22 protein-coding genes are annotated in these 23,775 nt (G+C 35.8%); 20 read left to right on the plus strand and 2 right to left on the minus strand.

Annotated features, from left to right (window positions below):
* Window position 1: 1 nt before the first annotated feature.
* From IEV69_RS00720 to IEV69_RS00815, 20 genes are read left to right on the plus strand one after another with little or no spacing between them, the layout of a single operon-like run.
* Entirely contained in the window at window positions 2–757 is a 756-nt protein-coding gene (locus IEV69_RS00720) for an ABC transporter ATP-binding protein (protein ID WP_188438471.1), read from the plus strand.
* Window positions 747–2,024 (plus strand): ABC transporter permease, encoded by a 1,278-nt coding sequence (locus tag IEV69_RS00725; RefSeq protein WP_188438473.1) that lies wholly within the window; start codon window positions 747–749, stop codon window positions 2,022–2,024. Before IEV69_RS00720 ends, IEV69_RS00725 begins: the two co-directional genes overlap by 11 nt.
* The gene (locus tag IEV69_RS00730) at window positions 1,999–2,445 is read left to right on the plus strand and encodes an acyl-CoA thioesterase (protein ID WP_188438475.1); all 447 of its coding nucleotides are present in this window, start codon (window positions 1,999–2,001) and stop codon (window positions 2,443–2,445) included. The genes IEV69_RS00725 and IEV69_RS00730 overlap by 26 nt, the downstream gene beginning before the upstream one ends.
* On the plus strand, window positions 2,445–3,572 hold the full coding sequence (locus tag IEV69_RS00735) for a beta-ketoacyl synthase N-terminal-like domain-containing protein (RefSeq protein ID WP_308420121.1): 1,128 nt from the start codon (window positions 2,445–2,447) through the stop codon (window positions 3,570–3,572). Before IEV69_RS00730 ends, IEV69_RS00735 begins: the two co-directional genes overlap by 1 nt.
* A gap of 4 nt (window positions 3,573–3,576) precedes the next feature.
* On the plus strand, window positions 3,577–4,194 hold the full coding sequence (locus tag IEV69_RS00740) for a beta-ketoacyl-[acyl-carrier-protein] synthase family protein (RefSeq protein ID WP_188438477.1): 618 nt from the start codon (window positions 3,577–3,579) through the stop codon (window positions 4,192–4,194).
* A gap of 2 nt (window positions 4,195–4,196) precedes the next feature.
* A complete protein-coding gene (locus IEV69_RS00745; protein ID WP_188438479.1) occupies window positions 4,197–4,454 on the plus strand; it encodes a phosphopantetheine-binding protein in 258 nt (85 codons plus the stop codon).
* A gap of 3 nt (window positions 4,455–4,457) precedes the next feature.
* The gene (locus IEV69_RS00750) at window positions 4,458–5,654 is read left to right on the plus strand and encodes a beta-ketoacyl-[acyl-carrier-protein] synthase family protein (RefSeq protein ID WP_188438481.1); all 1,197 of its coding nucleotides are present in this window, start codon (window positions 4,458–4,460) and stop codon (window positions 5,652–5,654) included.
* Window positions 5,654–6,721 carry a beta-ketoacyl synthase N-terminal-like domain-containing protein gene (locus IEV69_RS00755; protein WP_188438483.1) on the plus strand — a complete coding sequence of 356 codons (1,068 nt, stop codon included), beginning with the start codon at window positions 5,654–5,656 and terminating at the stop codon, window positions 6,719–6,721. The genes IEV69_RS00750 and IEV69_RS00755 overlap by 1 nt, the downstream gene beginning before the upstream one ends.
* Window positions 6,708–7,481: a polysaccharide deacetylase family protein gene (locus IEV69_RS00760; protein WP_188438485.1), complete on the plus strand. Its 774-nt coding sequence runs from the start codon at window positions 6,708–6,710 to the stop codon at window positions 7,479–7,481. The genes IEV69_RS00755 and IEV69_RS00760 overlap by 14 nt, the downstream gene beginning before the upstream one ends.
* Entirely contained in the window at window positions 7,471–8,097 is a 627-nt protein-coding gene (gene lolA2, locus IEV69_RS00765) for a flexirubin biosynthesis/transport protein LolA2 (protein WP_188438487.1), read from the plus strand. Before IEV69_RS00760 ends, lolA2 begins: the two co-directional genes overlap by 11 nt.
* Window positions 8,009–8,692: a flexirubin biosynthesis protein LolB2 gene (gene lolB2, locus IEV69_RS00770; RefSeq protein WP_505800956.1), complete on the plus strand. Its 684-nt coding sequence runs from the start codon at window positions 8,009–8,011 to the stop codon at window positions 8,690–8,692. The genes lolA2 and lolB2 overlap by 89 nt, the downstream gene beginning before the upstream one ends.
* A gap of 2 nt (window positions 8,693–8,694) precedes the next feature.
* Window positions 8,695–9,297 carry an outer membrane beta-barrel protein gene (locus IEV69_RS00775; RefSeq protein WP_188438491.1) on the plus strand — a complete coding sequence of 201 codons (603 nt, stop codon included), beginning with the start codon at window positions 8,695–8,697 and terminating at the stop codon, window positions 9,295–9,297.
* A 2-nt stretch (window positions 9,298–9,299) separates the two neighbouring features.
* Entirely contained in the window at window positions 9,300–9,680 is a 381-nt protein-coding gene (locus IEV69_RS00780) for an ApeI family dehydratase (protein ID WP_308420122.1), read from the plus strand.
* A 1-nt stretch (window position 9,681) separates the two neighbouring features.
* Window positions 9,682–10,170: a hypothetical protein gene (locus IEV69_RS00785; RefSeq protein WP_188438493.1), complete on the plus strand. Its 489-nt coding sequence runs from the start codon at window positions 9,682–9,684 to the stop codon at window positions 10,168–10,170.
* A 38-nt stretch (window positions 10,171–10,208) separates the two neighbouring features.
* Window positions 10,209–11,387 carry a DUF2062 domain-containing protein gene (locus IEV69_RS00790; protein ID WP_188438495.1) on the plus strand — a complete coding sequence of 393 codons (1,179 nt, stop codon included), beginning with the start codon at window positions 10,209–10,211 and terminating at the stop codon, window positions 11,385–11,387.
* Between the two features lie 10 nt (window positions 11,388–11,397).
* The gene (locus tag IEV69_RS00795; protein ID WP_188438497.1) at window positions 11,398–15,090 is read left to right on the plus strand and encodes an MMPL family transporter; all 3,693 of its coding nucleotides are present in this window, start codon (window positions 11,398–11,400) and stop codon (window positions 15,088–15,090) included.
* Window positions 15,074–16,600, plus strand: coding sequence for a phytoene desaturase family protein (locus IEV69_RS00800; protein WP_188438499.1), 1,527 nt, complete (start codon window positions 15,074–15,076; stop codon window positions 16,598–16,600). The genes IEV69_RS00795 and IEV69_RS00800 overlap by 17 nt, the downstream gene beginning before the upstream one ends.
* On the plus strand, window positions 16,597–18,264 hold the full coding sequence (locus tag IEV69_RS00805; protein ID WP_188438501.1) for a C45 family autoproteolytic acyltransferase/hydrolase: 1,668 nt from the start codon (window positions 16,597–16,599) through the stop codon (window positions 18,262–18,264). Before IEV69_RS00800 ends, IEV69_RS00805 begins: the two co-directional genes overlap by 4 nt.
* Window positions 18,264–19,553: a flexirubin biosynthesis putative acyl-CoA ligase FlxY gene (flxY, locus tag IEV69_RS00810; protein ID WP_188438503.1), complete on the plus strand. Its 1,290-nt coding sequence runs from the start codon at window positions 18,264–18,266 to the stop codon at window positions 19,551–19,553. The genes IEV69_RS00805 and flxY overlap by 1 nt, the downstream gene beginning before the upstream one ends.
* A 15-nt stretch (window positions 19,554–19,568) precedes the next feature.
* Window positions 19,569–20,162, plus strand: coding sequence for a hypothetical protein (locus IEV69_RS00815; protein WP_229741249.1), 594 nt, complete (start codon window positions 19,569–19,571; stop codon window positions 20,160–20,162).
* Window positions 20,163–20,174: 12 nt separating this feature from the next.
* On the opposite strand, the gene IEV69_RS00820 is transcribed toward IEV69_RS00815, so the two are convergent.
* Complete coding sequence (locus IEV69_RS00820; RefSeq protein ID WP_188438507.1) at window positions 20,175–21,029, minus strand: alpha/beta hydrolase; 855 nt, start codon at window positions 21,027–21,029, stop codon at window positions 20,175–20,177.
* Window positions 21,019–23,763 carry a PD-(D/E)XK nuclease family protein gene (locus tag IEV69_RS00825; RefSeq protein ID WP_188438509.1) on the minus strand — a complete coding sequence of 915 codons (2,745 nt, stop codon included), beginning with the start codon at window positions 23,761–23,763 and terminating at the stop codon, window positions 21,019–21,021. The genes IEV69_RS00820 and IEV69_RS00825 overlap by 11 nt, the downstream gene beginning before the upstream one ends.
* Window positions 23,764–23,775 lie beyond the last annotated feature (12 nt).

The raw sequence follows: 23,775 nt of genomic DNA on the forward strand, positions 1-23,775 counted from the left end.
CATGGCAACCAAAGCTATTGAGATAGAAGGTTTATTTAAAAAATACAAAGATGCGGAAGCATTTTCGGTAAATGATCTCTCCATTGCTATTGACAAAGGGGAAATATTTGGGCTACTCGGCCCAAACGGGGCCGGAAAAACCACACTCATATCCATGTTATGCGGCTTGTTAAAACCCACTTCAGGAAGCTTTACAATTTTTGGCTTGTCCTATAAAGATCAAAGTAGTGAAATCAAAAAGATTATTGGCATCGTTCCTCAAGACATTGCCTTGTATCCCACACTCACCGCCTATGAAAACCTGATGTACTTTGGAAGTATGAATGGGTTAAAAGCTTCGCAACTCAGGGTAAAAGTAAAAGAATCACTGGAAAAACTTGGGCTTGAAAAATTTGCCAACAAACGATTGGATACATTTTCAGGAGGTATGAAAAGGCGCATCAACTTAATTGCCGGAATCCTTCACAAACCCGAAATTCTTTTTCTTGATGAACCCACTGTGGGTGTAGATGTGCAATCAAAAAATGTGATTATTGCCTATTTAAAAGAACTCAATTCCAATGGAATGACAATTATTTACACTTCACATCATTTAATTGAAGCACAAGACTTGTGTACAAAAATTGCGATTATTGATCAGGGTAAAATTTATGCTCACGCAAGCCCCGGTAAATTGATTGAACAGACACCCAATGCCAAAAACCTTGAAGATGTTTTCATTGCTATAACCGGAAAAGAATTACGCGATGTTTCATAAGCTCAAAAGGTCGGTTATCAAAGAAATTCTTTTGCAAATGAGAGATCCCGGCGGACTCATCATTTTGTTTGTGATGCCTTTGGTGTTGATTATAACGATTACGCTTATCCAGGATAGTACCTTTCGTTCTGTTTCAGACACCTCCATTCCAATTCTTCTTGTGGACAATGATCACGGAACAATTTCACAAACAGTTAAGGAGCAACTGGAGAAAAATGGCGCTTTTGAAATGCTGTCTGAAATTGACGGAAAACCCATCAGTGAAGCTTTTGCCAGTGAAGCGGTATTTAAAGGAAAATACCAGTTGGCCATTGTAATTCCGAAACATTTAAGCAGGGATTTACAACAAAAAGTAAATCAGAATGTACAAGCTATTTTAAGTGACCTGGGCTTTGAAGAATCAGAGACTGTTATTGAAGAAATTAGCCCAAAAGAAATCAAATTGTACTTTGACCCTGCCACACAAATGGCGTTTAAAAACAGCGTTAAAAACGGCATTGACAAAATGATTGCGCAAATTGAAAATCAATCAATTTATGCTGCTTTCCAAGAACAGATAGGAGAGGATGTAGGTGCTTTGTTTGAAGAAGAAAGCTTTATCACATTCAGCGAAATGAAGCCATCAGGTGAAGACGAAGAAGTATTACCAAATTCTGTTCAACACAATGTGCCTGCCTGGACACTTTTTGCTATTTTCTTTATAATGGTGCCACTTTCCATAAACATTGTAAAAGAAAAACAACAAGGCACGCTGGTCAGACTTATTTCAAACCCGGTTTCTTATGCCATCGTTCTTGCAGGAAAAACAATTACATATCTCTTAATTTGTCTTATTCAGTTTTATTTGATGGTAGGTGTTGGAGTCTATCTGTTTCCATATTTTGAGCTTCCGGCTTTAGATGTGAGCGGTCATTTGTTTTTGATGACTATTGTGGCGCTCTTTTCAGGATTGGCAGCTATTGGTTTTGGTGTTTTGCTGGGAACCATAGCCAAAACACCTGAGCAATCAGCCCCCTTTGGGGCTACTTTTGTAGTCATCCTGGCAGCTGTGGGTGGTGTCTGGATTCCGGTTTTTGCGATGCCTAAAATTATGCAAATGATAGCTGTAGCCTCTCCAATGAATTGGGGACTTGAAGCCTTTTATGATGTTTTATTACGCAAGGGTACAATTGCAGCCATACTTCCCGAAATTATTTTCCTACTTTTGTTCTTTATAATCACTGTTTTATTTGCTATTGGATATGACAAGAAAGAAAGAGCAGTTTAGCCCTTCAAAAACACTGACAGTTTCAAAAGAAATTAGAGTTCGTTTTAATGAAACAGACCCATTGGGTATTGTTTGGCATGGAAACTACATCACTTATTTTGAAGACGGTCGTGAAGCTTTTGGAAGACAACACGGAATCTCCTATTTGAATGTAAAAGAAAACGGATATACCACACCCATTGTAAAATCTGTTTGTGAACATAAATTGCCGTTGCGTTATGGTGAGGTGGCCACAATTGAAACCAGCTTTGTCAATACTCCTGCCGCAAAAATGATCTTTCATTATACTATTCTGAATGCTGAAAAAAAAGTGGTTTGCACCGGTGAAACCATTCAGGTTTTTTTAGACAGCAACGATAGTTTGGTCTTGAACAACCCTCCCTTTTTTCAAGCCTGGAAAGATAAAAATGGACTGGAATAATGGCAATGAGAGAGGTCTATATTAATGACTCTAACTGTATCACTCCACTGGGGTTTGATGTACAAGCTAATTTCGATGCATTACTCGAAGGCAAGTCGGGAATTGTAAAATCAACCGATTTTCATAAAGCTGTTTATGTTTCTAAAATTGATGAACAACTTCTTAACAAGAGCTTTGCAGAAATTGGTGACCCATCAGCATACACCAAGCTGGAAAAAATGCTCATACTGACATTGAAACCGCTGGTTTCTGAATATTCCATCTCTAAAGATACCCCACTTATAGTTTCAACGACCAAGGGCAATATTGATGAATTACATCATACAAACCCCAGAAGGATTCTATTACATGAAGTAGCTCAGGCAGTAACTGATTTTTTTGGTTTAACACAACAAGCGATTGTAATTTCCAACGCTTGTGTCTCCGGGTTGTTGTCAGTAGCAGTTGCAAAAAGAATGATACAAGCCGGAGTTTATGAGGGTGCTTTGGTCGTTGCCGGTGATATAATTTCAGAGTTTGTTTTGTCAGGTTTTCATTCCTTTCAGGCAATAAGTGATACGCCTTGCAGGCCATATGATGAAAGTCGGAAGGGAATTACACTTGGTGAAGCTGCCGCAGCAGTCTATATTTCAACCGTGAAAAGTAAAAATCCCACTCAGGCAGTTAAAATTTCAGGGGATGGAGCCATTAATGATGCCAATCACATTTCGGGTCCCTCGCGCACAGGTGAAGGACTTTATAAGAGCATTCTGGCTGCTCTTGAAGAAGCAGCAGTTGATGTTACTGCTGTAGATTTTATTTCAGCCCATGGCACGGCAACCCATTATAATGATGAGATGGAGGCAATTGCATTCAACCGTGCTTCACTGGAACACGTGCCACTCAATAGTTTAAAAGGGTATTATGGACATACGTTGGGAGCATCGGGTTTGTTGGAAACCATTATTTCCATAGAAAGTGCTTTCAGAAATGTGTTAATACCTTCCGTGGGTTATGAAACATCGGGAATTTCCCAACCTTTAAACATTATAAAAAACAATCAACAAAAAGATATCAAGTACTTTTTAAAAACGGCTTCCGGTTTTGGAGGATGCAATACAGCAGTTTTGTTTGAAAAAATAGCGTAGTCAATTGAAGAAACCATATTTTATATCAGATTATGTTTCGATATGGAAAAACACCCTTTCCCTTAACGGAGAAACCCTTTTTAATTGTTCTCAGGAAACATCTTTTAAAGATTTCAGCAAAAGTTTGTACAAACACATTGATATGAACTATCCAAAGTTTTATAAAATGGATAACTTGAGCAAACTGGCACTTTTGGCAACCGAAGCACTTTTTAAAAATAAAAATTTCAACCCTGAAGAAGAAAACATTGCTTTAACATTATCAAATAAGAGCGGAAGCCTTGATACAGACTTAAAGCATCAAGATTCTATTGCAGATGAAACTAATTTTTTCCCGAGCCCGGCGGTATTTGTATATACTTTGGCCAATATTTGTTTGGGAGAAATCAGCATAAAGTATAAATTACAAACAGAAAATGCTTTCTTTGTATCCGAAAGCTTTCAGCCTGATTTTATTACTGTTTATGCAGAACAGCTATTGCAAACAGGAAAAGCCAAAAAAGTGCTTTGTGGTTGGGTTGAATATACCGATGATAATTATGAAGCCTTTATATATCTGGTAGATGAAGAAGGGACACTTGAACACCGTTCAGAGACATTAAAAAAATTATATTTAGAATAACTATGGAAAATTTAAAGCACGAACTCAAAACAAAAATTATTGAAGCATTAAACCTGGAGGATATTGCGATTGAAGATATCAGCGATGACGACCCGCTTTTTGGTGACGGCCTTGGTTTGGATTCAATTGACGCGCTGGAATTGATTGTTTTAATGGACAAGGATTATGGAATTAAATTAACAGACCCTAAAGAGGGCAAAACCATTTTTCAGTCAATCAATACAATGGCAGCTTACATTACTGAACACAGAAGCAAATAATTTATGCCAAACAAGGTGGCCATAACGGGGATGGGAATTATTTCTTCCATTGGAAACAATGTAGAAGAAAACTTTCATGCGTTAATTAAAGGTGCTACCGGAATTACCAAAACCGATTACCTGAATACCATTCATAAAGACACCCTGAAGTTTGGAGAAATCAAGCTCAGTAATCAACAGTTGGACAGAAAGCTTGGATTGCAAGCAGATCACCGTTTTCCAAGAACATCACTTTTGGGAGCTTATGCTGCAGCCCAGGCCGTTGAGAGAGCGGGCATAAAAAATATTAATGAAGTGCCCACAGGATTAATTTCCTCAACCAGTGTGGGCGGTATGGACAAAACAGAAGAATACTTTTATGAGTATTTTGAGAATGAAGCTATAAGAAGATTTATTCTGAGCCATGACGCCGGAGAAACTTCACATCAAATTGCAGATTATCTGGGTATCAAAGGGTTTGTAACAACCATTAGTACAGCGTGTTCTTCGGCAGCAAATGCCATTATGATGGGCGCCAGGCTCATTAAAGCAGGTAAGCTGGAGCGTGTAATCGTTGGTGGCGCAGACGCCCTGTCTATTTTTACCGTTAATGGATTTAATTCATTAATGATTCTCACAGATGACTTGAACACTCCGTTTGATGACCACCGAAAAGGCTTAAATTTGGGTGAAGCAGCCGCATATATCGTATTGGAATCTGAAAATCAAGTTCAAAAAAATAATAAAAAAGTGTTGGCATACCTTTCCGGGTATGGAAATGCAAACGACGCTTTTCATCAAACAGCTTCGTCTGAAAATGGAGAAGGCGCTACCCTGGCAATGAAAAAAGCTTTTGAAATTTCAGGATTGGAATTAACTGATATTGATTATATCAATGCACACGGAACCGCCACTCCCAACAACGATTTATCTGAAGGACGCGCTATACAAAATGTATTTGGTAAAAAAGTGCCTGTTTTTAGTTCCACCAAGCCTTTTACGGGTCACACTTTGGCAGCCGCTGCATCTGTGGAGGCAGTTTATAGCATTCTGGCTATTCAAAACAATGTGGTATTTCCAAATAAAAACTTCAAAACCCCAATGAAGGAGTTTGATTTAATCCCTCAAACAAGTTTATTGGAAAAGCCGATTCATCATGTACTTTCCAATTCATTCGGTTTTGGAGGTAATTGTTCAACCTTGATATTTTCTAAAAGCTAATGAAAAAGTGTTATATCAATGGTATTGGATGCATATCTGCTCAAAAGACCTTTGAAGGAGGTTTTTTGGATGAGGTTGAAGTCAACACTACAGATGTTATATTCTCTGCAAAAAACCCTGATTACAAAGCATTTATTTCACCCGGGGCAATCAGGAGAATGGCAAAAGGGGTAAAAATGGGTATTGCAGCTTCACAATATGCTTTGAAAGAAGCCAACGTTGAAATTCCCGATGCAATTATTACCGGAACAGGGATGGGGTGTCTGCAAGATTCAGAAAAGTTTTTGAAAGCTATTATTGACAACAAAGAGCAATTTCTCACCCCTACTTCTTTTATTCAATCTACTCACAATACCGTGGGAGCACAAATAGCACTTAATTTGCAATGCAAAGGCTATAATTTTACTTACGTAAACGGTGCAATTTCACTAGAGTCGGCATTAGTTGATGCATTGCTTCAAATTGAAACCCGTGAGGCCGGAACCATTCTTGCCGGTGGTGTAGATGAAACATCGGGACACACCTTGTCCCTTTATGAACTGATAGGTTTGATTAAAAAGAAAGATCAAGGTCCCATAGATGTTTTAAACCCAAAAACACCCGGCGCAGTTTTTAGTGAAGGAGCAGGCTTTTTTGTTATTGAAAATCAGAAAAAATCAACAACTTATGCTACTCTTGAAGCTGTTGGAACTCAAAATACACTTCAGGAAAGTGAAGTTATTTCATTTATTGAAAACTTCTTAAATACTAACAACCTAAAACCTCAGGATATTGATGCGGTTGTGTTGGGCAACAATGGGGATGTAGCTTTTGACGGCTATTATAACGAGGCTGAAACCCTTTTTTCAAACACACCACAAGTTTATTACAAGCATTTATGTGGTGAATACAATACAGCAACTTCATTTGGATTGTGGACAGCGCTGCATATTCTCAAAAAGCAAGAAATCCCACAAATACTTCAAAAAAACCAAGTTACGAAACACCCTATAAACAGGGTTTTATTGTATAATCATTACCGCGGAAAAGACCATAGTTTAACTTTATTAAACCATGCTGACCTTTAAAAACATATCTATTGCAAGTGGAATCGCTTTACTAAGTGTTCTGGCTGCTATATTTTTATATGGTATAAGTTACATCTGGGTTGTTTTAATCATTTTTTTCTGGATTGGTTTCTTGATTTGGGGTTCTTCAACAATAGAATCCGGATATTTTGTTAAGTCCTTTAATAAAGGGTCTCAAAACTCAAATAAAATAGCGCTTACGTTTGACGATGGTCCACATCCCATGACCTTGCCCGTTCTTGAGTTACTCGAGAAACACGATGTCAAAGCCACTTTTTTTTGTATCGGAAGGCAGATAGAAAAACATCCGCATATTTTTCATAAAATCGTTGAAAAAGGGCATACTGTTGGGAATCATAGTTATTCGCATTCCAATAACTTCGGTTTTTTTTCTTCAAGGAGGGTTAAAAATGAACTCGATACAACCGATTCGCTGATTAAAAAATATACAGATAAAAATGCGGTTTTTTTCAGGCCTCCATTTGGGGTGACAAATCTCCACATCAAAAAAGCACTTAATAAGACCAAGCACCACACTATTGGATGGAATATAAGGTCCCTGGATACTGCTATTGAATTTGAAGAAGCAATTTTAAAAAGAATCAAAACGCGTTTAAAACCGGGTAGTATTATCCTATTGCACGACACTTCCCAAAAAACGGTTAATGTATTGGAACAGTTATTGATTTACATTAAAAAAGAAAATTTTGAAGCTGTAACTGTTAACCAACTTATAAATATAGAACCTTATGAAGATTAATATCTTTTTGATTCTTTTTTTATCACTGAATGTTTTCGCTCAAGGCGAAAAGATGAGCAATACTGAAGCACAGGCGTTCAGGTCGGAAGCTGAAAATACTGCCAAATCAATCCAGAACCTTACAACCAATTTTACCCAATACAAGCATATGACCTTTCTTTCAGAACCCATTGAAACCTCAGGACAAATGGTTTTTGAAACACCCGACAAATTGCTTTGGAAATACACAAAACCCTATTCACACAGCATCATTTTTAAGGATCACAAAGTGTTTATAAACAATGAAGGAAACAAAAGCAGTATTGATGTGGGGAACAATAAAACGTTTGAACAAATCAATCAATTGATTGTGGGAAGTGTGAGCGGAAATTTATTCAATGACGAATCATTTTCAATTTCTTATTTGAAGAATTCAGACTATAATATTGCTGTTTTAAATCCAAAATCAAATGACATCATAAAATATATTTCACGACTGGAACTATACTTTGATAAAATAACTGCTGCGATTGTTGAGGTTAAACTCTATGAGCCTTCAGAAGACTTTACACACATCGTTTTTAAAAATAAAGAAACAAACGTCCGTCTTGATCAAAACACTTTTACAAATAAGTAGTCTGGTTTTTTTATTGGTTTCCTGCAAATCATTTGTTCCCCACAATGCTGAATTGATGGAAAATGAACTTACAGTGGTAGAAAACAACTATTTTTCAGACCCGGTAAAGGATTATGTTTACAGAGCAAAAATTGAAGCCTATGGCAACGAGTTTGGGGGAATATTCATCCTCAAAAAAATTGAAGATGATTTGCACAGAATTGTACTAACTACCGATTTTGGTTTTAAGATGCTTGATGTAGAACTATCACAAGCAAACTTTAAAATTCACTTTATAGCAGAGCAGCTGGATAAAGCACTCATTAGAAAAACATTAGAAAAAGACTTTAAACTATTGTTAAAACGAAGTTTTAGAGTGTACGAAACATATGCCAGTGAACGTTTTGATATTTATAAAAGTAAACACAACAACCGGTTTCATTATGCAATGTTAAACAATAAGTCAGAGATATTAGAAAAAGTTATGGAAGCTACTAAAAGTAAAGAAAAAGTAAGCATCCGTTTTATTTCAAAAAAGAATACTTTTGCCGACTCGATTATTGTTGAACATCATGATTTAGATATAAAAATAAACCTCAAACAAATACAGAATTAAAAATGAAAACTACCTTTTTTGCTGCTATTGTTTTTTTTAGTGTACAAATTTTACAAGCCCAAGTTTCGTTCAAACCAGGATTAAGAGGAGGGTTGAATATCTCAAAACTCACCCAAGCAGAATCGTCCTTTAAAGCCGATTTTTATATTGGCGGATATGGAGCATTAAAGTTAGGGAAACTTTATACACTTCAACCGGAAATCACTTATACAAACCAAGGCGGAAAAGATATAGAAATACAAAATTACAATTACGAAAACAATCAGGCTACAGTACAAAATGAATCTATTTCAATTTCTTATGTGTCAGTTGGGATTATTAATAAATTCAATTTTAATGATCAGGTAAATTTTCATCTTGGGCCTTTGTTTGATATCCAAACAGGCAGAAATATTTATTCAAACTCTGAGGTAGATATTGCTTTTACAGCCGGATTGGGTTATAATGTTACTAACAATCTTGCTGTCGAAGGAAGGATAAAAAAGGGGCTCGTAGATGTTTTAGATTCCTATTATACTAGTTCAAACTCCCCATTTATGGGAAGTTATAATACTAATTTTCTTTTTCAATTGGGGCTTTCTTATACCTTTGATATAAAGAACTAAATATGATTAAGATGCTATTAAAAGATTTTTACAAAATTGAAAGCTCAAACCAAATCGATGATAAAAACTATACGATTGTTGTTGATTTGAACAAGAATCACGAGGTTTTCAAAGGTCATTTTCCAAACAACCCGGTAACACCTGGAGTTTGTATGATGCAGATAATCAAAGAGCTGTGCGAATATTTTCTCAATTGTGATTTACAGCTTAAAACCGCTTCAAATGTAAAATTTATGGCGCTTATAAATCCCGAAATCAATTCCCGACTTCGTCTTGAATTGGCTTTAGCTCAAGGTGAAAATGAAGAAATTAAAGTTAAAAACACAACCTTTATGGGTGAAACAGTTGCTTTAAAGCTTTCAAACACTTATATTAAGGTTTAATATGAAAACACTTCTGAGTTTTTTAACATTTGTTTTTGTTGTCCTGATCACAACCGATTTGGAGACCATTCGTACAAGCTATTTTTCAGGGCCAAAGACCGAAGAGTCTGCAATAGCCTTTGCAGATATAATGGAAAACATTGATTCAAGTTCAGCAATTTTAAAAGCATATCAAGGAGCATCTTTTGCACTACAAGCTAAATATGGCAAAGGCATCAAGGAGAAAAAAGAATTTTTTGGACAAGCTGTTTCCAATTTAGAAGCTGCTGTCAAAGAAGAATCTGAAAACGCTGAGATTAGATTGATTCGTTTGAGTGTTCAAGAAAACAGCCCGGGTATTGTTAAATACAAAACCAACATGGAAGAAGACAAAGCGCTTGTTCTTGAATATTTTGCCGATCAACCTGAAGCAATTAAACGGTGCATTCGTGATTATGCTACCCATTCTGATTTTTTTAGTGAAGCGGAAAAAGCACAGGTTTTAAACTGATAATTCAGTAAATTTACCCTCCATTTTTCCGATTAATTATGCCAACAAACACAAACCCTTCAGAAAGCCCTGTTTTATATCAGGTTTGTGCGCTTATCCCAACTTATAACAACCAAAAAACCCTTGCCAAAGTACTGAATGAAGTCTTGATGGAAACTTCAAATGTGATTGTGGTAAACGACGGTTCTACAGATGCCACAGCTTCAATTCTGAAAAGCTACCCACAAATTGTATTGGTTGATTATAAAAAAAACCGAGGGAAAGGATATGCCCTTCGCAAAGGACTTCAGGTGGCACGAGAAATGGGTTTTGACTATGCAATCACCATTGACTCTGACGGGCAGCATTATGCTGATGACATCCCTGTTTTTTTGGAAGCAATTCAAGAACAACCCTATCCGGTATTGCTTATAGGAAACAGAAATATGAAGCAGGAGGGAGTGCCTAAAAAAAGTAGTTTTGGCAATCGTTTTTCCAATTTTTGGTTTTGGTTTGAAACCGGAATAAAACTTAAAGACACGCAATCAGGTTACAGGGTGTATCCCATAAAAGCCATTCCGAAAAAATATTTCACGACCAAGTTTGAATTTGAAATTGAAGTTATTGTGCGTTCAGCCTGGAAAGGAATTCCTGTAAAAAATATACCCATCAAAGTGCATTATGATCAACAGGATCGCGTAAGTCATTTCAGGCCTTACAAAGATTTTTTTCGCATTAGCGTGCTCAATACTGTTCTGGTACTTGTGATGTTATTGTATATCAAACCCCGTGATTTTTTCAGAAATTTTCAGCGTAAGAGCATCCGTAAGTTTATTAAAGAAGATATTCTGGAGAGTTCAGACTCCAAGAGCATAAAATCTTTATCAATAGCCCTTGGAGTTTTTATAGGAATTAGCCCTATCTGGGGTTTCCAAACAGTGTCTGTGTTGTTTTTGGCAGTGGTTCTAAAGCTGAATAAAGCGTTGGCCTTTGCAGCATCAAACATCAGCATACCACCCATGATTCCTTTAATATTATTCTTATCACTTAAAATAGGGGTTCTTTTCATTCCCGGAACAGTGACACTTTCAGCCCTAAAAGAAGCCCCTTTTGACACTATTGAAGCAAGCCTGGCACAATATATTTTAGGCAGTGTTATACTGGCAACCCTAATGGCAATTCTTTTTGGAGTTGGAAGTTATTTAGTACTTTCGCTTTCAGCAAAGAAAGATAAATAAGCAACTCATAATGCATCGGTTTTTTTTCGGAATTTACAAACGCATTACACACCAAAGGAGGCTCTCACTTTTGGTGTCAGTTTTATTGTTTGTCGGCTTTCTGTTTTTTGCTTTTCAGATAGAATTTGAAGAGGATATATCAAGAGTACTTCCTAAGAATGATCAAACTGATGTCACTTCAAAAGTGCTGCAACAGATGGATTTTTCAGATAAAATTGCAGTTATCATCCAGAAGGAAAAAAATGGAACTTTTGATGACCTTACACAGACAGCGAATCGCTTTTTAGATAGTATTGGTTCCTTAAACAAGTATATTGAAAAAGTTCAGGGCAGGTTTCAAACTGAAGATTTCAATCAAACATTGGATTTTTTCTATGATAATATCCCTCTTTTTTTATCAGAAAGCGATTATGAAACAATCGAAGCTCGGTTGCAAAAAGACAGCATCAACAAACTAGCTGAAAACAACTATAAAACCCTCATTTCACCAACGGGAATTATTTCAAGAAACCAGGTTTTAAAAGACCCGTTTGGGCTCACTTTTTTGGGTCTTGAAAAACTGCAAAGCCTCCAGGCAGATGATGATTTAAGTTTTGAAAACGGATTCTTAACAACCCCTAATCGTTCTAAAATTTTGTTGTTTATCAAGCCAACTCTTTCAGGAAGTGAAACAAAACAAAACACCGATTTTGTCAATGAACTGAATGAAATTAAAAAGCATTTAAATGCTGATTTTAAGGACCAGGTTTCTGTTGATTATTTTGGAGCCAATTTTATTGCAGTTGCAAATGCTGCCCAGATAAAGCAAGATATACTTACTACCATTGCGTTGTCAATCACTTTATTGATGGTGGTGTTGATTTTTTATTACCGCAACATTTTTATTCCGTTTATTGTTTTTGTTCCCACGGTTTTTGGAGCGGTAACTGCATTGGCTTTTGTATATTTTTTTCTGGGAAAAGTTTCTGCAATCTCAATAAGTATTGGTGCCATTCTACTGGGTGTTACGATTGATTATTCACTGCATATACTCACTCATTTTAAACATCATTTAGATGTTAAATCGTTGTATGAACAGATAACCAAGCCGGTAATTATAAGTAGTGCCACAACAGCGGCCGCTTTTTTATGCCTGATTTTTGTTGAATCTGATGTGTTGAAGGATCTGGGCGTTTTTGCTGCGGTAAGTGTTCTTGCTTCTGCTTTTTTTGCATTGATTTTTATTCCACATTTATATCGTCCTTCTGCTAAAATTAAAACACGAAAGCCCCATATATTTGATAGATTGGCGGCCGTTGATTATCATCGAAATAAGGTGCTGGTGTTTTTAACTTTAGCTGTGGTAATCGTCAGTTTATTTGTTTTTGGAAAGCTTCAATTTAACAACAACATTTCAGATTTAAACTTTGTTTCAGAAGAACTCAGAGATGCTAAAGCCAAATTAGAAGAAAGCACAAACCTTACATCTAAATCAATTTATTTAACGGTATATGGAGCTTCAGAAGAGGAGGTTTTACTTAAAAACGATGCTGTATTTTCAGTTTTGCAGCAAACAAAAAATGAAAACGGGATTGTTAAAATGAGCTCGATTGGCTCTGTGCTGTTTTCAGAAGAAAAACAACAAGAGCGCATCAACAGGTGGCGTGAATTCTGGAATCCGGAAAGAGTGGATTTAGTAAAACAAGCATTGATTGAAAGCAGTAATGATTTTAGCTTTAAGCCGGAAGCTTACAGCAGCTTTTACACACATTTAGAAAATAATTTTAGTCCGAAAAATGTCAATGATTTTGAAGTAATCAACACCATTCCCGTATTTGAATTTGTTTCCGAAAGTAATGGTTTTTACACCGTGAGCACTCTGGTGAAAGTTGATGAAGGACAAAGGGAGCAACTGGTTTCAAAGTTTCAATATTTTGAGGACGTATTGCTCATAGACAGGCAAGAAATAAATGAAACATTTTTGGGACAGTTAAAAAATGATTTTGGAAGTCTGATCAATTATTCCTTGCTGGTCATTTTTCTTATTTTATGGTTATTTTTCAAACGAGTTGAGCTTGTGCTTGTGGCAATTATTCCAATTGTTATAACCGCAATTGTTACTGTTGGAGTCCTTGTTTTATTGCAGATTGAATTGAATATTTTCAGTTTGATAGTTTGCACACTTATTTTTGGAATTGGAGTTGATTTCAGCATTTTTATGACTAGTGCTTTACAGAAAAAATATACCGGTTTCAAAATTGATTTACGCACATATAAAGCATCAATTTTGCTTGCTGTTCTTACAACGTCACTAGCTATTGGAGTCTTAGTCTTTGCCAAACATCCGGCTTTAAAATCAATTTCTGTAGCCTCCATTGTAGGAGTATTTTCAGCACTTATAGTAACCTTTGTTTTTTACCCACTTTTGTTTAAATACTTCTTTGAAAATCGTGTAAAAAAAGGAAATTCACCAATTACCTTGCGACTTATGCTGCACTCTTTTTTCTCGTTTTCTTATTATGGACTTGGAGGATTAATTATTGCGGTTTTAGGACCAATCTTTCTGTTTTTGGTTCCTGTAAAGAAAGAAAGAAAAATGATGTGGTTCAGAAAAGTAATTTCGTTCTATTTAAAATCGGTTTTATACACCAATCCGTTTGTTATCAAGAGGGTACTTAACCCCCATAAAGAAACTTTTGAAAAACCTTCTGTTATTATTTCAAATCATACATCCTTTCTGGACTCAATAGCGATAGGAATGTTAAGTCCAAAAATTATATTTTTAGTGAATGATTGGGTCTACAACTCTGTCATCATTGGAGGGGCTGCTCGTCTAGCCGGATTTTATCCGGTTTCTAAAGGGCTAGATAGTGGCATTAATCACTTACGACAAAAGGTGGAAGAAGGCTATTCATTGATGGTTTTTCCAGAAGCAACTCGGTCAAAAGACAATGCTTTAAAACGGTTTCACAAAGGAGCATTTTACTTGGCAAATGAGTTTCAACTAGATATCCTGCCAATTTATATTCACGGAAATGCAGATGTATGTCCCAAAGGTGATCACATTATTTATGACGGTAAGATTACTATTGTAGTGGATCAACGCATACCGAATTCTCAAAACCAATATGACTCAAATTTCTCGAAACGCACGAAAACGATTAGCGCTAATTTCAAGGAAACCTTCTCAAAAATTAGATTTGAGCAAGAAGATGAAAATTACTACCGGAAAACCATCTTATTGAGCTTTTTGTACAAAGAACCCTCTGTTAGCAAAGCTGTTAAAGTTAATTTTGACTCTTATAAACATATCTATTATTTGTTGTGGAAAGAACTGGGTGATAAAGAAACTATCTTTCACCTAACCAATGATTATGGGCAATGGGATGCTTTGCTAGCCATGCAACAACCGAATAGAAAAATTATTTCTTACATTGAGGATCCTAAAAAACGAAATGTAGCTTCAGCAAATTACATAGTTCAAAAAAGAGCCATCAACTATATTGATACCCCACTACAGGTTGATTTAAGCTGGGACACTCTTTTAATCTCAGAATTAACTATTGAAATACAAGTTCTAAATAAGCTGTTGGCAAAGACAAAAAGTGTTATATTATTACATAACTTTACCCTTAAAAACCATTTGGAATCATTATCATTTCAACAGGTGTTTGAAGGAAAATATTTAGTTTTTAAGAAAATTGAACGTGAGTATAAAATATGATGTTGTTGTTATTGGTAGTGGGCTCGGGGGTCTTGTTTCTGCAATAATCCTTGCTAAAGAGGGGAAAAGTGTTTGCGTGCTGGAAAAAAACAGGCAATATGGCGGAAACCTGCAAACATTTGTAAGAGACAAGACCATATTTGATACCGGGGTGCATTACATAGGCGGACTGGAGGAGGGTCAAAATTTGTACAAATACTTTTCTTACATAGGTATTATGGATAAATTGAGAATTAAAAAACTCAACCAAAATGCTTTTGATCAAATAAGCTTTGATGATGACCCTAAAACTTACCCTCACGCACAAGGGTATGAAAATTTTGTTGAGCAACTTGGTAAACACTTCCCTGAAGAGAAAGAAAATATTCGGGAGTATTGTAGAAAACTGCAATATACCTGTGATTCATTTCCCTTTTATAATTTAAGGAGTGGTAATGGCTATCAAAATGAAATTTTATCTATCAATGCCAAAGAATTTATTGATAGTTCTACACAAAACGAAAAACTAAAAGCTGTTTTGGCAGGCTCCAATTTTTTGTATGCCGGTATTCCTGATAAAACCCCTTTTTATGTACATGCGCTCTCTGTGAATTCCTATATTCAAAGTGCGTGGCGGTGTATTAATGGGGGAAGTCAGATTACTAAGCACCTCATACGTCAATTAAAAAGTTATAGTGGTGAAGTTTTTAATTATTCTGAGGTTGTTAAGTTTAAAACTGTAGAGAACTCAGTCATTGCTGTAGAAACTAAAAAGGGGAATAATATCCAAGGAGATCTTTTTATTTCAAACATAGAACCTAAAACGACGCTTAAAATGATTGGAAGTGACTTATTTAGAAAGTCATATTACAACCGAATTCAAAGTATGGAAGTATTGCCCTCTGCGTTTAGTTTATACATTGTATTTAAACCCAACTGTTTTCCATACAAGAACCACAATTATTACCATTTTAAGGATAGCACAAATGTTTGGAGCGCATATGATTACTCTAAGGATAGCTGGCCGGAAGGCTACATGCTTTCAATGAATATTTCCAATGAAGACCAGCAGTGGGCAGATAGTTTAACTGCAATTACTTATATGAACTATGACGAGGTGAAACAATGGGAGGAAACTCACAATACCGTTTCTGAAGCAGAAGAAAGGGGAGATACATATGAAAAATTTAAAAAAGAAAAAATAGAGGTTTTTATTAAAGAGGTAGAGAAAAAATTCCCTGATATCAGAAAGTGTATTCAATCTGTTTACGCTTCAACCCCTCTTTCTTACAGGGATTATATAGGTGGTCACAGGGGTAATTTATATGGATACGTAAAAGACTCCAACAATCCTATGAAGACTTTTATTTCACCCAAAACTAAACTCAAAAATCTTTTTTTAACAGGACAAAGCATCAATATGCACGGAATTTTAGGAGTCACTATTGGTGCGGTAGTTACTTGTTCTGAAATACTTGGGAAAGAGTATTTAATGCAAAAAATAAATTCAGAACTTAAAGAGCATTCATGAAGTTTATTTTTAAAATAGGGTTTTTATTTCTACTCCTCATTGTACTGAATTCATGTGGTGTATCAAAATCAATCAATCATCAACCGATTGTTGAAAAGTATAATCAAACCACTCCTGAAATTAATCGTAATTCCGATACTTTTTTTACCAATAATTCCAACTTTTTAGTTCAAAATGATTTTGATTTGTGGGAATTAAAAGTATCGGGAGATCCATTGCAAATAGGGCTGATTACAGGTGCCCTCACCCAACCCTTGCTTCATTACCAGGAGGAAGTTTTTTTTGAAAAAGTTCAAGAACTGGTTCCTTCAAAATTCAAGCAAAATCTATTGAGGTCATTTTTAAAATGGTACAATCGGAAGTTGTATCTCCACGTTCCCGAAGAATACAAAACTGAAATATACGGTCTTTCGCGCTACGCCGGCGATACATACAATTTTATAGCTCCTCCTTACCTTAGAATGCTATATCTGCACGCAGCCCACGACATTGGTCACGCTATGCAGGAATTAGCATTGGTGGGGTGCACGTCAGTTGCTGTGTGGGGAGAAAACTCTGAAGACGGCAAACTTTTAATTGGAAGAAACTTTGATTTTTATGCAGGAGATGATTTTGCAAAGAATAAGATCATTGCATTTGTGGAGCCCGAAAGTGGCTATCCATTTATGTCTGTTACCTGGGCGGGAATGATTGGTGTTGTTTCAGGAATGAACAATCAAGGGTTAACAGTGACCATGAATGCCGGTAAATCTGAAACCCCACTGGTTGCTAAGACACCGGTTTCTATTCTTGCCAGGGAAATCCTTCAGTATGCAAAAAACATTGAAGAAGCTATTTCGATCGCAAAAAAGAGAGAGGTTTTTGTGTCTGAATCGATTATGATAGGCAGTTCCGAAGACCAAAAAGCAATGCTCATTGAAGTATCCCCGGATAATTTTGGGGTTTATGAAGTCAGTAACCAGACGCATTTAATATGTTCCAATCACTTTCAAAGTGATGCTTACAAAGATGATGAGCGAAATAGTCAACACATTGAAGAGAGCCATTCTCAGTATCGTTTTGACCGTGTAGAAGAATTGCTAGAGGAGCAACAACAACTCAACCCAACCAAAATAGCAGCATTGCTTAGAAACAGGGAAGGGCTCAATAACCGTAAAATTGGCTACGGAAATGAAAAGGCTTTAAATCAGTTACTGGCACATCACGCAGTAATTTTTAAACCGGAGGAGAAAATGGTTTGGGTTTCTTCAAATCCCTATCAATTGGGAGCTTTCGTGGCCTATGATTTGGATGAAGTATTTGGTGAAACTAAATTTGCAGACACTACTTTAGCTATTAAAAGCAAAACAATTCCGAAAGACTCTTTTCTAAACACTATTGAATATCAAAACTATGAGGAATTCAGGGTTTATGACAGAAAAATTGATAAAGCTTTAAGTGAAAAAGACACTTTATCAGTTAATTTTATAGTGAATTATCAGGCTTCAAACCCTGAAAACTGGGTAGTTTATTATAAAGTAGGCAAGTATTATCAACAAAACAAATGGTATCAAGCAGCGGCTCAGCAATATGAAAAAGCGCTAAGTAAAGAAGTAACTACGCTTATAGACACCAACGAAATTGAGAAACAACTCTTAAAAGTTAAAAGAAAAATCAAAAAGTAGTGATTCCAAAAATTGAAATAGCAACCCCTGAAGGAATTCAGGCTTTTCAAATGCAAAAGCTAAAAAAACAGCTTGTGTATTTAAAGCAACATTCGCCTTATTACCGTGATCTTTTTAAACGCTGTAACATTGACATCCAAAAAATACAAACGTTAAACGACCTAGCTACAATTCCTGTCACTACAAAAACAGATTTACAAGAAAACAACGACGCTTTTTTTTGTGTTCCTAAAACAAAAATTATTGATTATGTAACCACTTCGGGAACTCTGGGGAAGCCGGTGACATTCGGTTTAACAGAAAAAGACATGCAGCGACTTACTTACAATGAAGCCATTTCGCTTTCCTGCGCAGGAATTGAAAAGGGAGATGTGGTTCAATTAATGACCACCATAGACAGAAGATTTATGGCAGGGTTGGCCTACTTTATGGGACTTCGAAAAATTGGAGCTGCAACAGTGAGAGTGGGTGCTGGAATTCCTGAATTACAATGGGATTCAATTTTATCCTATACCCCCAAGTACTTAATTGCCGTTCCCTCATTTTTGTTAAAAATGATAGAGTATGCAGAAAATAACAATATTGATTACAATGCATCTAGTGTAAAGGGGGTAGTGTGTATTGGTGAAACATTGCGGGATCAGGATTTTAAACCCAATCAGCTCTCCCAAAAAATTACTTCAAAGTGGGATATTCAACTTTATTCGACTTATGCTTCTACAGAGATGTGTACAGCATTTACCGAATGTGAAGCAATGCAAGGTGGCCACCACCATCCTGAATTGATTATTACAGAAGTACTTGATGATGACAACAAACCCGTTCAACCGGGAGAGACGGGTGAGCTCACTATCACAACCCTGGGCGTGGAAGCTATGCCACTCCTTCGTTTTAAAACAGGAGATATCGTTAAAGTTCACAGCCAACCGTGTTCTTGTGGAAGAAACACACACCGTTTGGGACCAGTTTTAGGGAGAAAACAACAAATGATTAAATATAAGGGGACCACACTTTATCCACCTTCCATGCACGATCTGATGTCCTATTTTGAAAATATTGACCTTCATCAAATTGTAATCACAACCAATAACATTGGGACAGATGAAATTGTGATTAAAATTGCAACGTTAGATACCTCAGATGAATTTATGGATACCATTAAAGATCATTTTAGAGCAAAGCTTAGAGTGACACCCAAAATTGAAATTCTTCCTCAAGAAGAGCTTGAAAAAACAGTTTTTCCTCCAATGAGCAGAAAGCCTGTTACTTTTATTGATAAACGAAAATAAACATCTTAACCCCCAATGAACAAATTTTTATTACTAACAGCTATTTTACTTTGTTTCAATCTTTATAGTCAACAAATTAAAATTTTGAATGGAGATTTTGATTTTATTACAGAAAGAGATACTATCAATTTGATTTTTGAGTATGAGAGTTTAAAGCTGCTAGCAGACTCAATTCCTGAACAGCAATTTATTGAAAACAGAATAAAATCTTTACAAAAGCGAAATCACGAAGATGCCCATACTTGGGAAGGTGAATGGCAAGTTGCAAAACAACGATTATGGCCGGAAAATTTCATAAGAAATCTAAACAGAGTAGTTTCCAAAAAAAATCGACTCCATTTTGAACAAGGCTTGACTTCAGCTAACTATACTCTTTTAGTCAAAACAAACTGGATTTACACCGGATGGCATGGTGGATTTATGAACCAAAACGCAAAAGTGAAAGCCACCCTTCAATTTGTTGAAACTTCAAAACCTGAAATTGTGTTGCTAGAACTTGAATCATTTGTTCACTGGGGTGTTCATTCAAACTTAGAAAAACGCCTTGGAGAAAATTATGCAAAAATAGGCACATTGTTAGGGCGCGTAATTCTCAAAAACAGATTTTAGATTAATAAAACTCTATTTGGTTTCAGTTAGAAAATTAAAACACGATTCGAGCATCTCAGTGTAATCTGCCGGCAGTTTTGGCTCTTCCCAGGGATGTTTCACATTAAACACATGATCAGCTCTTTCAATGAGCTTTAATGTGCTTTTTTTACTCCAATTGTGCACTGATACAGCTTCTTCAACCGGAACAGTTGGGTCTTCAGTACCATGGACAATTAAATGAGGTTTATTGAGCTCTCTAGATGCTTTTTCTAAATTGAGTCGATCTGCGTTTCCGTAAATGTCTTCAGCAATTTGATAATACAAAGGGAGTTTTTGTTTTGTTCTGCTGTTTTCAACATAAATTACTCCATTTTCTTTCCAATATTGAAGTGTTTCTTCATCAATAAATCGGGCTTGAAATCCTGCCACTCCTGCAAGAGAAATAACTTTGTCAACCCTGGAGTCTTCTTTAGCTTTGATTATTGCTGTTCCGCTTCCACGGCTATGCCCCATTAATGTTAAAGTATTTTCCACTGAAAGTGACTCAAACGTGGTTTGTGTTTCAATCCAGTTTAGAACACTGTCAATATCATCCAGTTCTTTTGTGATATTGTTGTTTCCAAAAGCTTCCGGATCCGGGAAATCTATTGGCTGATCAGGTGTGCCGCCGTTGTGAGAAAAATTAAACTTGATGAATGCAAAATTTCTTTCTGCAAAATAGTTTGCCATCTGTTCATTAGCTCCCCAGTCTTTGAAACCTTTAAAGCCATGACAGTAAATAATGGTTTGTTTTGGTTTAGAATTAGTTGGAAGAAACGTATCCAGAATAATTGGTTTGTTGTGTTTTCCTTTAAGTAGAATATTTTTTTGAACTTTAAAAGTCATTTTTTGAAATTTCTTTTTCTGTGAATGGTATTTCAGGGGTGCAAATTTCGAGAATTAAAGTGTTTAGTTGCTCCTTAAAAAACGTTAAAGTTTCCTCACTGATAAAATCATTGCCCTGAGCTCTTGGAGTTTCTTTTTTAGTAAAAGGCATAAAGCCGGATGTGAGGTTTTTAAAAGAAATAATTCCGGCTTTAGTGCTAATGGGCCCAACACTTTCCTTTGCCATGAATGCATACATTAGCACTTGAATTTTTTTGCTGTGTTTATAATCGGTCATTAGTTCGTCCCAGTCTACCAGGTTGAGGTCTGTTTGCTCCACCTTACCTGTTTTATAGTCAATAATTCGAGTGATTTGATTGATTTGGTCAATTCGGTCTACTTTTCCTCTTATTTTAACAGGAAAATCCAATTCTGGCACTTGTATGTTTGCTTCCAGTTGGTTTTCAATTTGAGAAATCACAATTTCATTTCCGGCATTGATTTGTTTCAGCTCCTGAAGCAAAAAATTATGCACATAACGCTTTGAAATTTCAAAGATAATATGATTTTTCCCTGAAGAAATCAGACCCTCCTTATAAGTATTTATAAATTCAAGTTTAACTTGCTGTTCAACTTTTTGTTGCACTTCAGCAATGCAATTCTTTGTAAGCACTTTATTTATGTAGCGCTCAAAAAGGTGTTGTAAGGTGTCATGCACGATGGTTCCCAGGGTGTTTGCCGCAATTGTTTCTTCAACCTCTTCCCGGTCTTTAATATCGAGAATATAGCGGTCATAAAAATCTATGGGGTTTCTAATGTAAGTTGTCAAAGCAGAAGGAGAGAATCCTGATGCTGCCTGAGCTTTAATTTTATCTAAAACCTGTTCAGTTTTTTTAATTTGTTTGAGCTCCTTTGTCGGAATTATCACTTGGGGTGAATAAACTGTTTCTTGAATTTTATGTGTATCAGGACTTTCATAACCAATTTGAAGTAAAAACCTGCTTTTTTCACCCGCATTAAGTCCTCCAGCTTGATTGTTATATAACAAGTGAATCAATTTAGCCCTGTGGAGTAAACTATAGAAGTGATAAGTATAAACGGCATCTTTTTCTCTATGAGTAGGTAATTTATATTCTTTTTTTAAGTCATAAGTAATGAATGATTTATTGCTTTTACCTGCCGGAAGAATTCCTTCATTTAATGATATGAGAATAATGTTTTCAAAGTCGAGTGAGCGTGTTTCCAAAAGTCCCATAATTTGTAAACCTTGATAGGGCTCACCTTTAAAATCAATTGAAGAGACAGCAACAATCTCTTTAAATAAATTGTAAAGTGTTTTTGATGTTGTTATGTGTTTATATATATTATTCAGTGATTGGAGTTTATTCCAAACTGAATTGAGTTTATAAAGCGTTTCAAGCAATATAAGATCGCTCTTGACCATTATTTCTTTTATTTGAAGCACAATTGCTTTTGCACTTAATATTAAATCTGAAACAGCATTGAATTTTGGAGCAAAAAGTTTTTCAATGGAGATTAGTTCATTTGGATGAGACGCCAATCTAATATCTTCGAAAGTTACTTGTGTCAGGTTTCGAGATTGCACCATTGTTTTTATGGTCTCTGAACTTTCCGGAAGCATTATTTTACCTAAAGGATGATTGATCAGTTGAAGAACATCTTTGTAATAAAATGCTTTTAGTTCATATTGATGAATTTTTAAATAGTTTTCAAAAAAAGAGGTAGCCGGAAGGGATTTCAAAGGCATTCCCATAGTGACATTCACTGTTTTAATGTTATTTGGCAACGAATTTAAAACGGGGAGCAAAAGGTTTTCATCAGCCAGAACCAAGGCGGTGTTTTGTAATTTTTGTTCAGAAAAAGAGCTTAAAATTTCCGAAGCACATTTTACTTGACCAATATTTTTTGAACAGGCTGTAATCTTGATGTTTTTAGATTTTGAGTAGTTGTCATAAATAGTCTTAAAGGGTTTTGTTTTATAATATTTCCATGAGTTTTTGATTTCTCTGAGAAAAAGGGAAGCACTGTGATGGGGATAATCCATAAAATATTTTTCAGCATTCCAGTAGACTTCGCCATTTCCAGCTTCTAATATTTCTTTAATAATCAGCTCTTCAGATTTGTTTAACGCATTGAAACCAATAAACACGTGATTAAACCGCTGTTTTGCATTTGTATAGTGTTCTATATTATTTGCTGCTTCCCGATAGACTAAGCCTTGATGAGCGTGACCAATTTCTAGGGCTTTTGAAGTAAAGCTCTCATAGAGGGTTTCCAAAGAATTCCAAAAGGTCAAGTAGTTTTGAATTAGAGGTGTCTTTTCTTGATTTAAATACCAATGATCAATTTCTTTTATGGAATTTAAATAATTAAAAAATTGTTTTTGATCTATCAGGTTTCTATCAATTTCATTAAAATCACCAATCAAAACAGTAGCCCAACTTGAAAAGTTCTCAAATGGTTCCTTTTCTTTGATTTTCTCATTCTTAAGGTATACCTCATAAAACTCAAAGAGGAGCTCAATTGGTTCAGCAATTTTTAAATCTGCGATTGTTTCAACAAATTCTTCAATACTTAGAATTTCAGGAGAAAATTGGGTTGCTTGATTTTGCTTAAGCAGTTCTGTTTTGAGAAAGTTTCCAGCTCTTTTACTGGGCAAAATAAAGATTGTTGAAGAGAGGTCTTTGTCAGACTTCAGGACTTCAGAAACAATTTCTTGTAAGTAAGTAATCATTTTATAAAAATA

Source organism: Planktosalinus lacus, assembly GCF_014640155.1.
GTDB classification, from domain to species: domain Bacteria; phylum Bacteroidota; class Bacteroidia; order Flavobacteriales; family Flavobacteriaceae; genus Planktosalinus; species Planktosalinus lacus.

What these genes read in the sequence shown, in the direction of transcription:
- IEV69_RS00720 (WP_188438471.1), top strand. Translation starts at nt 2, where the DNA reads ATGGCAACCAAAGCTATTGAGATAGAAGGTTTATTTAAAAAATACAAA.
- IEV69_RS00790 (WP_188438495.1), top strand. Translation starts at nt 10,209, where the DNA reads ATGCCAACAAACACAAACCCTTCAGAAAGCCCTGTTTTATATCAGGTT.
- IEV69_RS00815 (WP_229741249.1), top strand. Translation starts at nt 19,569, where the DNA reads ATGAACAAATTTTTATTACTAACAGCTATTTTACTTTGTTTCAATCTT.
- IEV69_RS00820 (WP_188438507.1), bottom strand. Translation starts at nt 21,029, where the DNA reads ATGACTTTTAAAGTTCAAAAAAATATTCTACTTAAAGGAAAACACAAC.
- IEV69_RS00755 (WP_188438483.1), top strand. Translation starts at nt 5,654, where the DNA reads ATGAAAAAGTGTTATATCAATGGTATTGGATGCATATCTGCTCAAAAG.
- IEV69_RS00730 (WP_188438475.1), top strand. Translation starts at nt 1,999, where the DNA reads ATGACAAGAAAGAAAGAGCAGTTTAGCCCTTCAAAAACACTGACAGTT.
- IEV69_RS00785 (WP_188438493.1), top strand. Translation starts at nt 9,682, where the DNA reads ATGAAAACACTTCTGAGTTTTTTAACATTTGTTTTTGTTGTCCTGATC.
- IEV69_RS00735 (WP_308420121.1), top strand. Translation starts at nt 2,445, where the DNA reads ATGGCAATGAGAGAGGTCTATATTAATGACTCTAACTGTATCACTCCA.
- IEV69_RS00780 (WP_308420122.1), top strand. Translation starts at nt 9,300, where the DNA reads ATGATTAAGATGCTATTAAAAGATTTTTACAAAATTGAAAGCTCAAAC.
- IEV69_RS00805 (WP_188438501.1), top strand. Translation starts at nt 16,597, where the DNA reads ATGAAGTTTATTTTTAAAATAGGGTTTTTATTTCTACTCCTCATTGTA.
- IEV69_RS00775 (WP_188438491.1), top strand. Translation starts at nt 8,695, where the DNA reads ATGAAAACTACCTTTTTTGCTGCTATTGTTTTTTTTAGTGTACAAATT.
- IEV69_RS00795 (WP_188438497.1), top strand. Translation starts at nt 11,398, where the DNA reads ATGCATCGGTTTTTTTTCGGAATTTACAAACGCATTACACACCAAAGG.
- IEV69_RS00750 (WP_188438481.1), top strand. Translation starts at nt 4,458, where the DNA reads ATGCCAAACAAGGTGGCCATAACGGGGATGGGAATTATTTCTTCCATT.
- IEV69_RS00725 (WP_188438473.1), top strand. Translation starts at nt 747, where the DNA reads ATGTTTCATAAGCTCAAAAGGTCGGTTATCAAAGAAATTCTTTTGCAA.
- lolB2 (WP_505800956.1), top strand. Translation starts at nt 8,009, where the DNA reads ATGAGCCTTCAGAAGACTTTACACACATCGTTTTTAAAAATAAAGAAA.
- lolA2 (WP_188438487.1), top strand. Translation starts at nt 7,471, where the DNA reads ATGAAGATTAATATCTTTTTGATTCTTTTTTTATCACTGAATGTTTTC.
- IEV69_RS00760 (WP_188438485.1), top strand. Translation starts at nt 6,708, where the DNA reads ATGCTGACCTTTAAAAACATATCTATTGCAAGTGGAATCGCTTTACTA.
- IEV69_RS00745 (WP_188438479.1), top strand. Translation starts at nt 4,197, where the DNA reads ATGGAAAATTTAAAGCACGAACTCAAAACAAAAATTATTGAAGCATTA.
- IEV69_RS00825 (WP_188438509.1), bottom strand. Translation starts at nt 23,763, where the DNA reads ATGATTACTTACTTACAAGAAATTGTTTCTGAAGTCCTGAAGTCTGAC.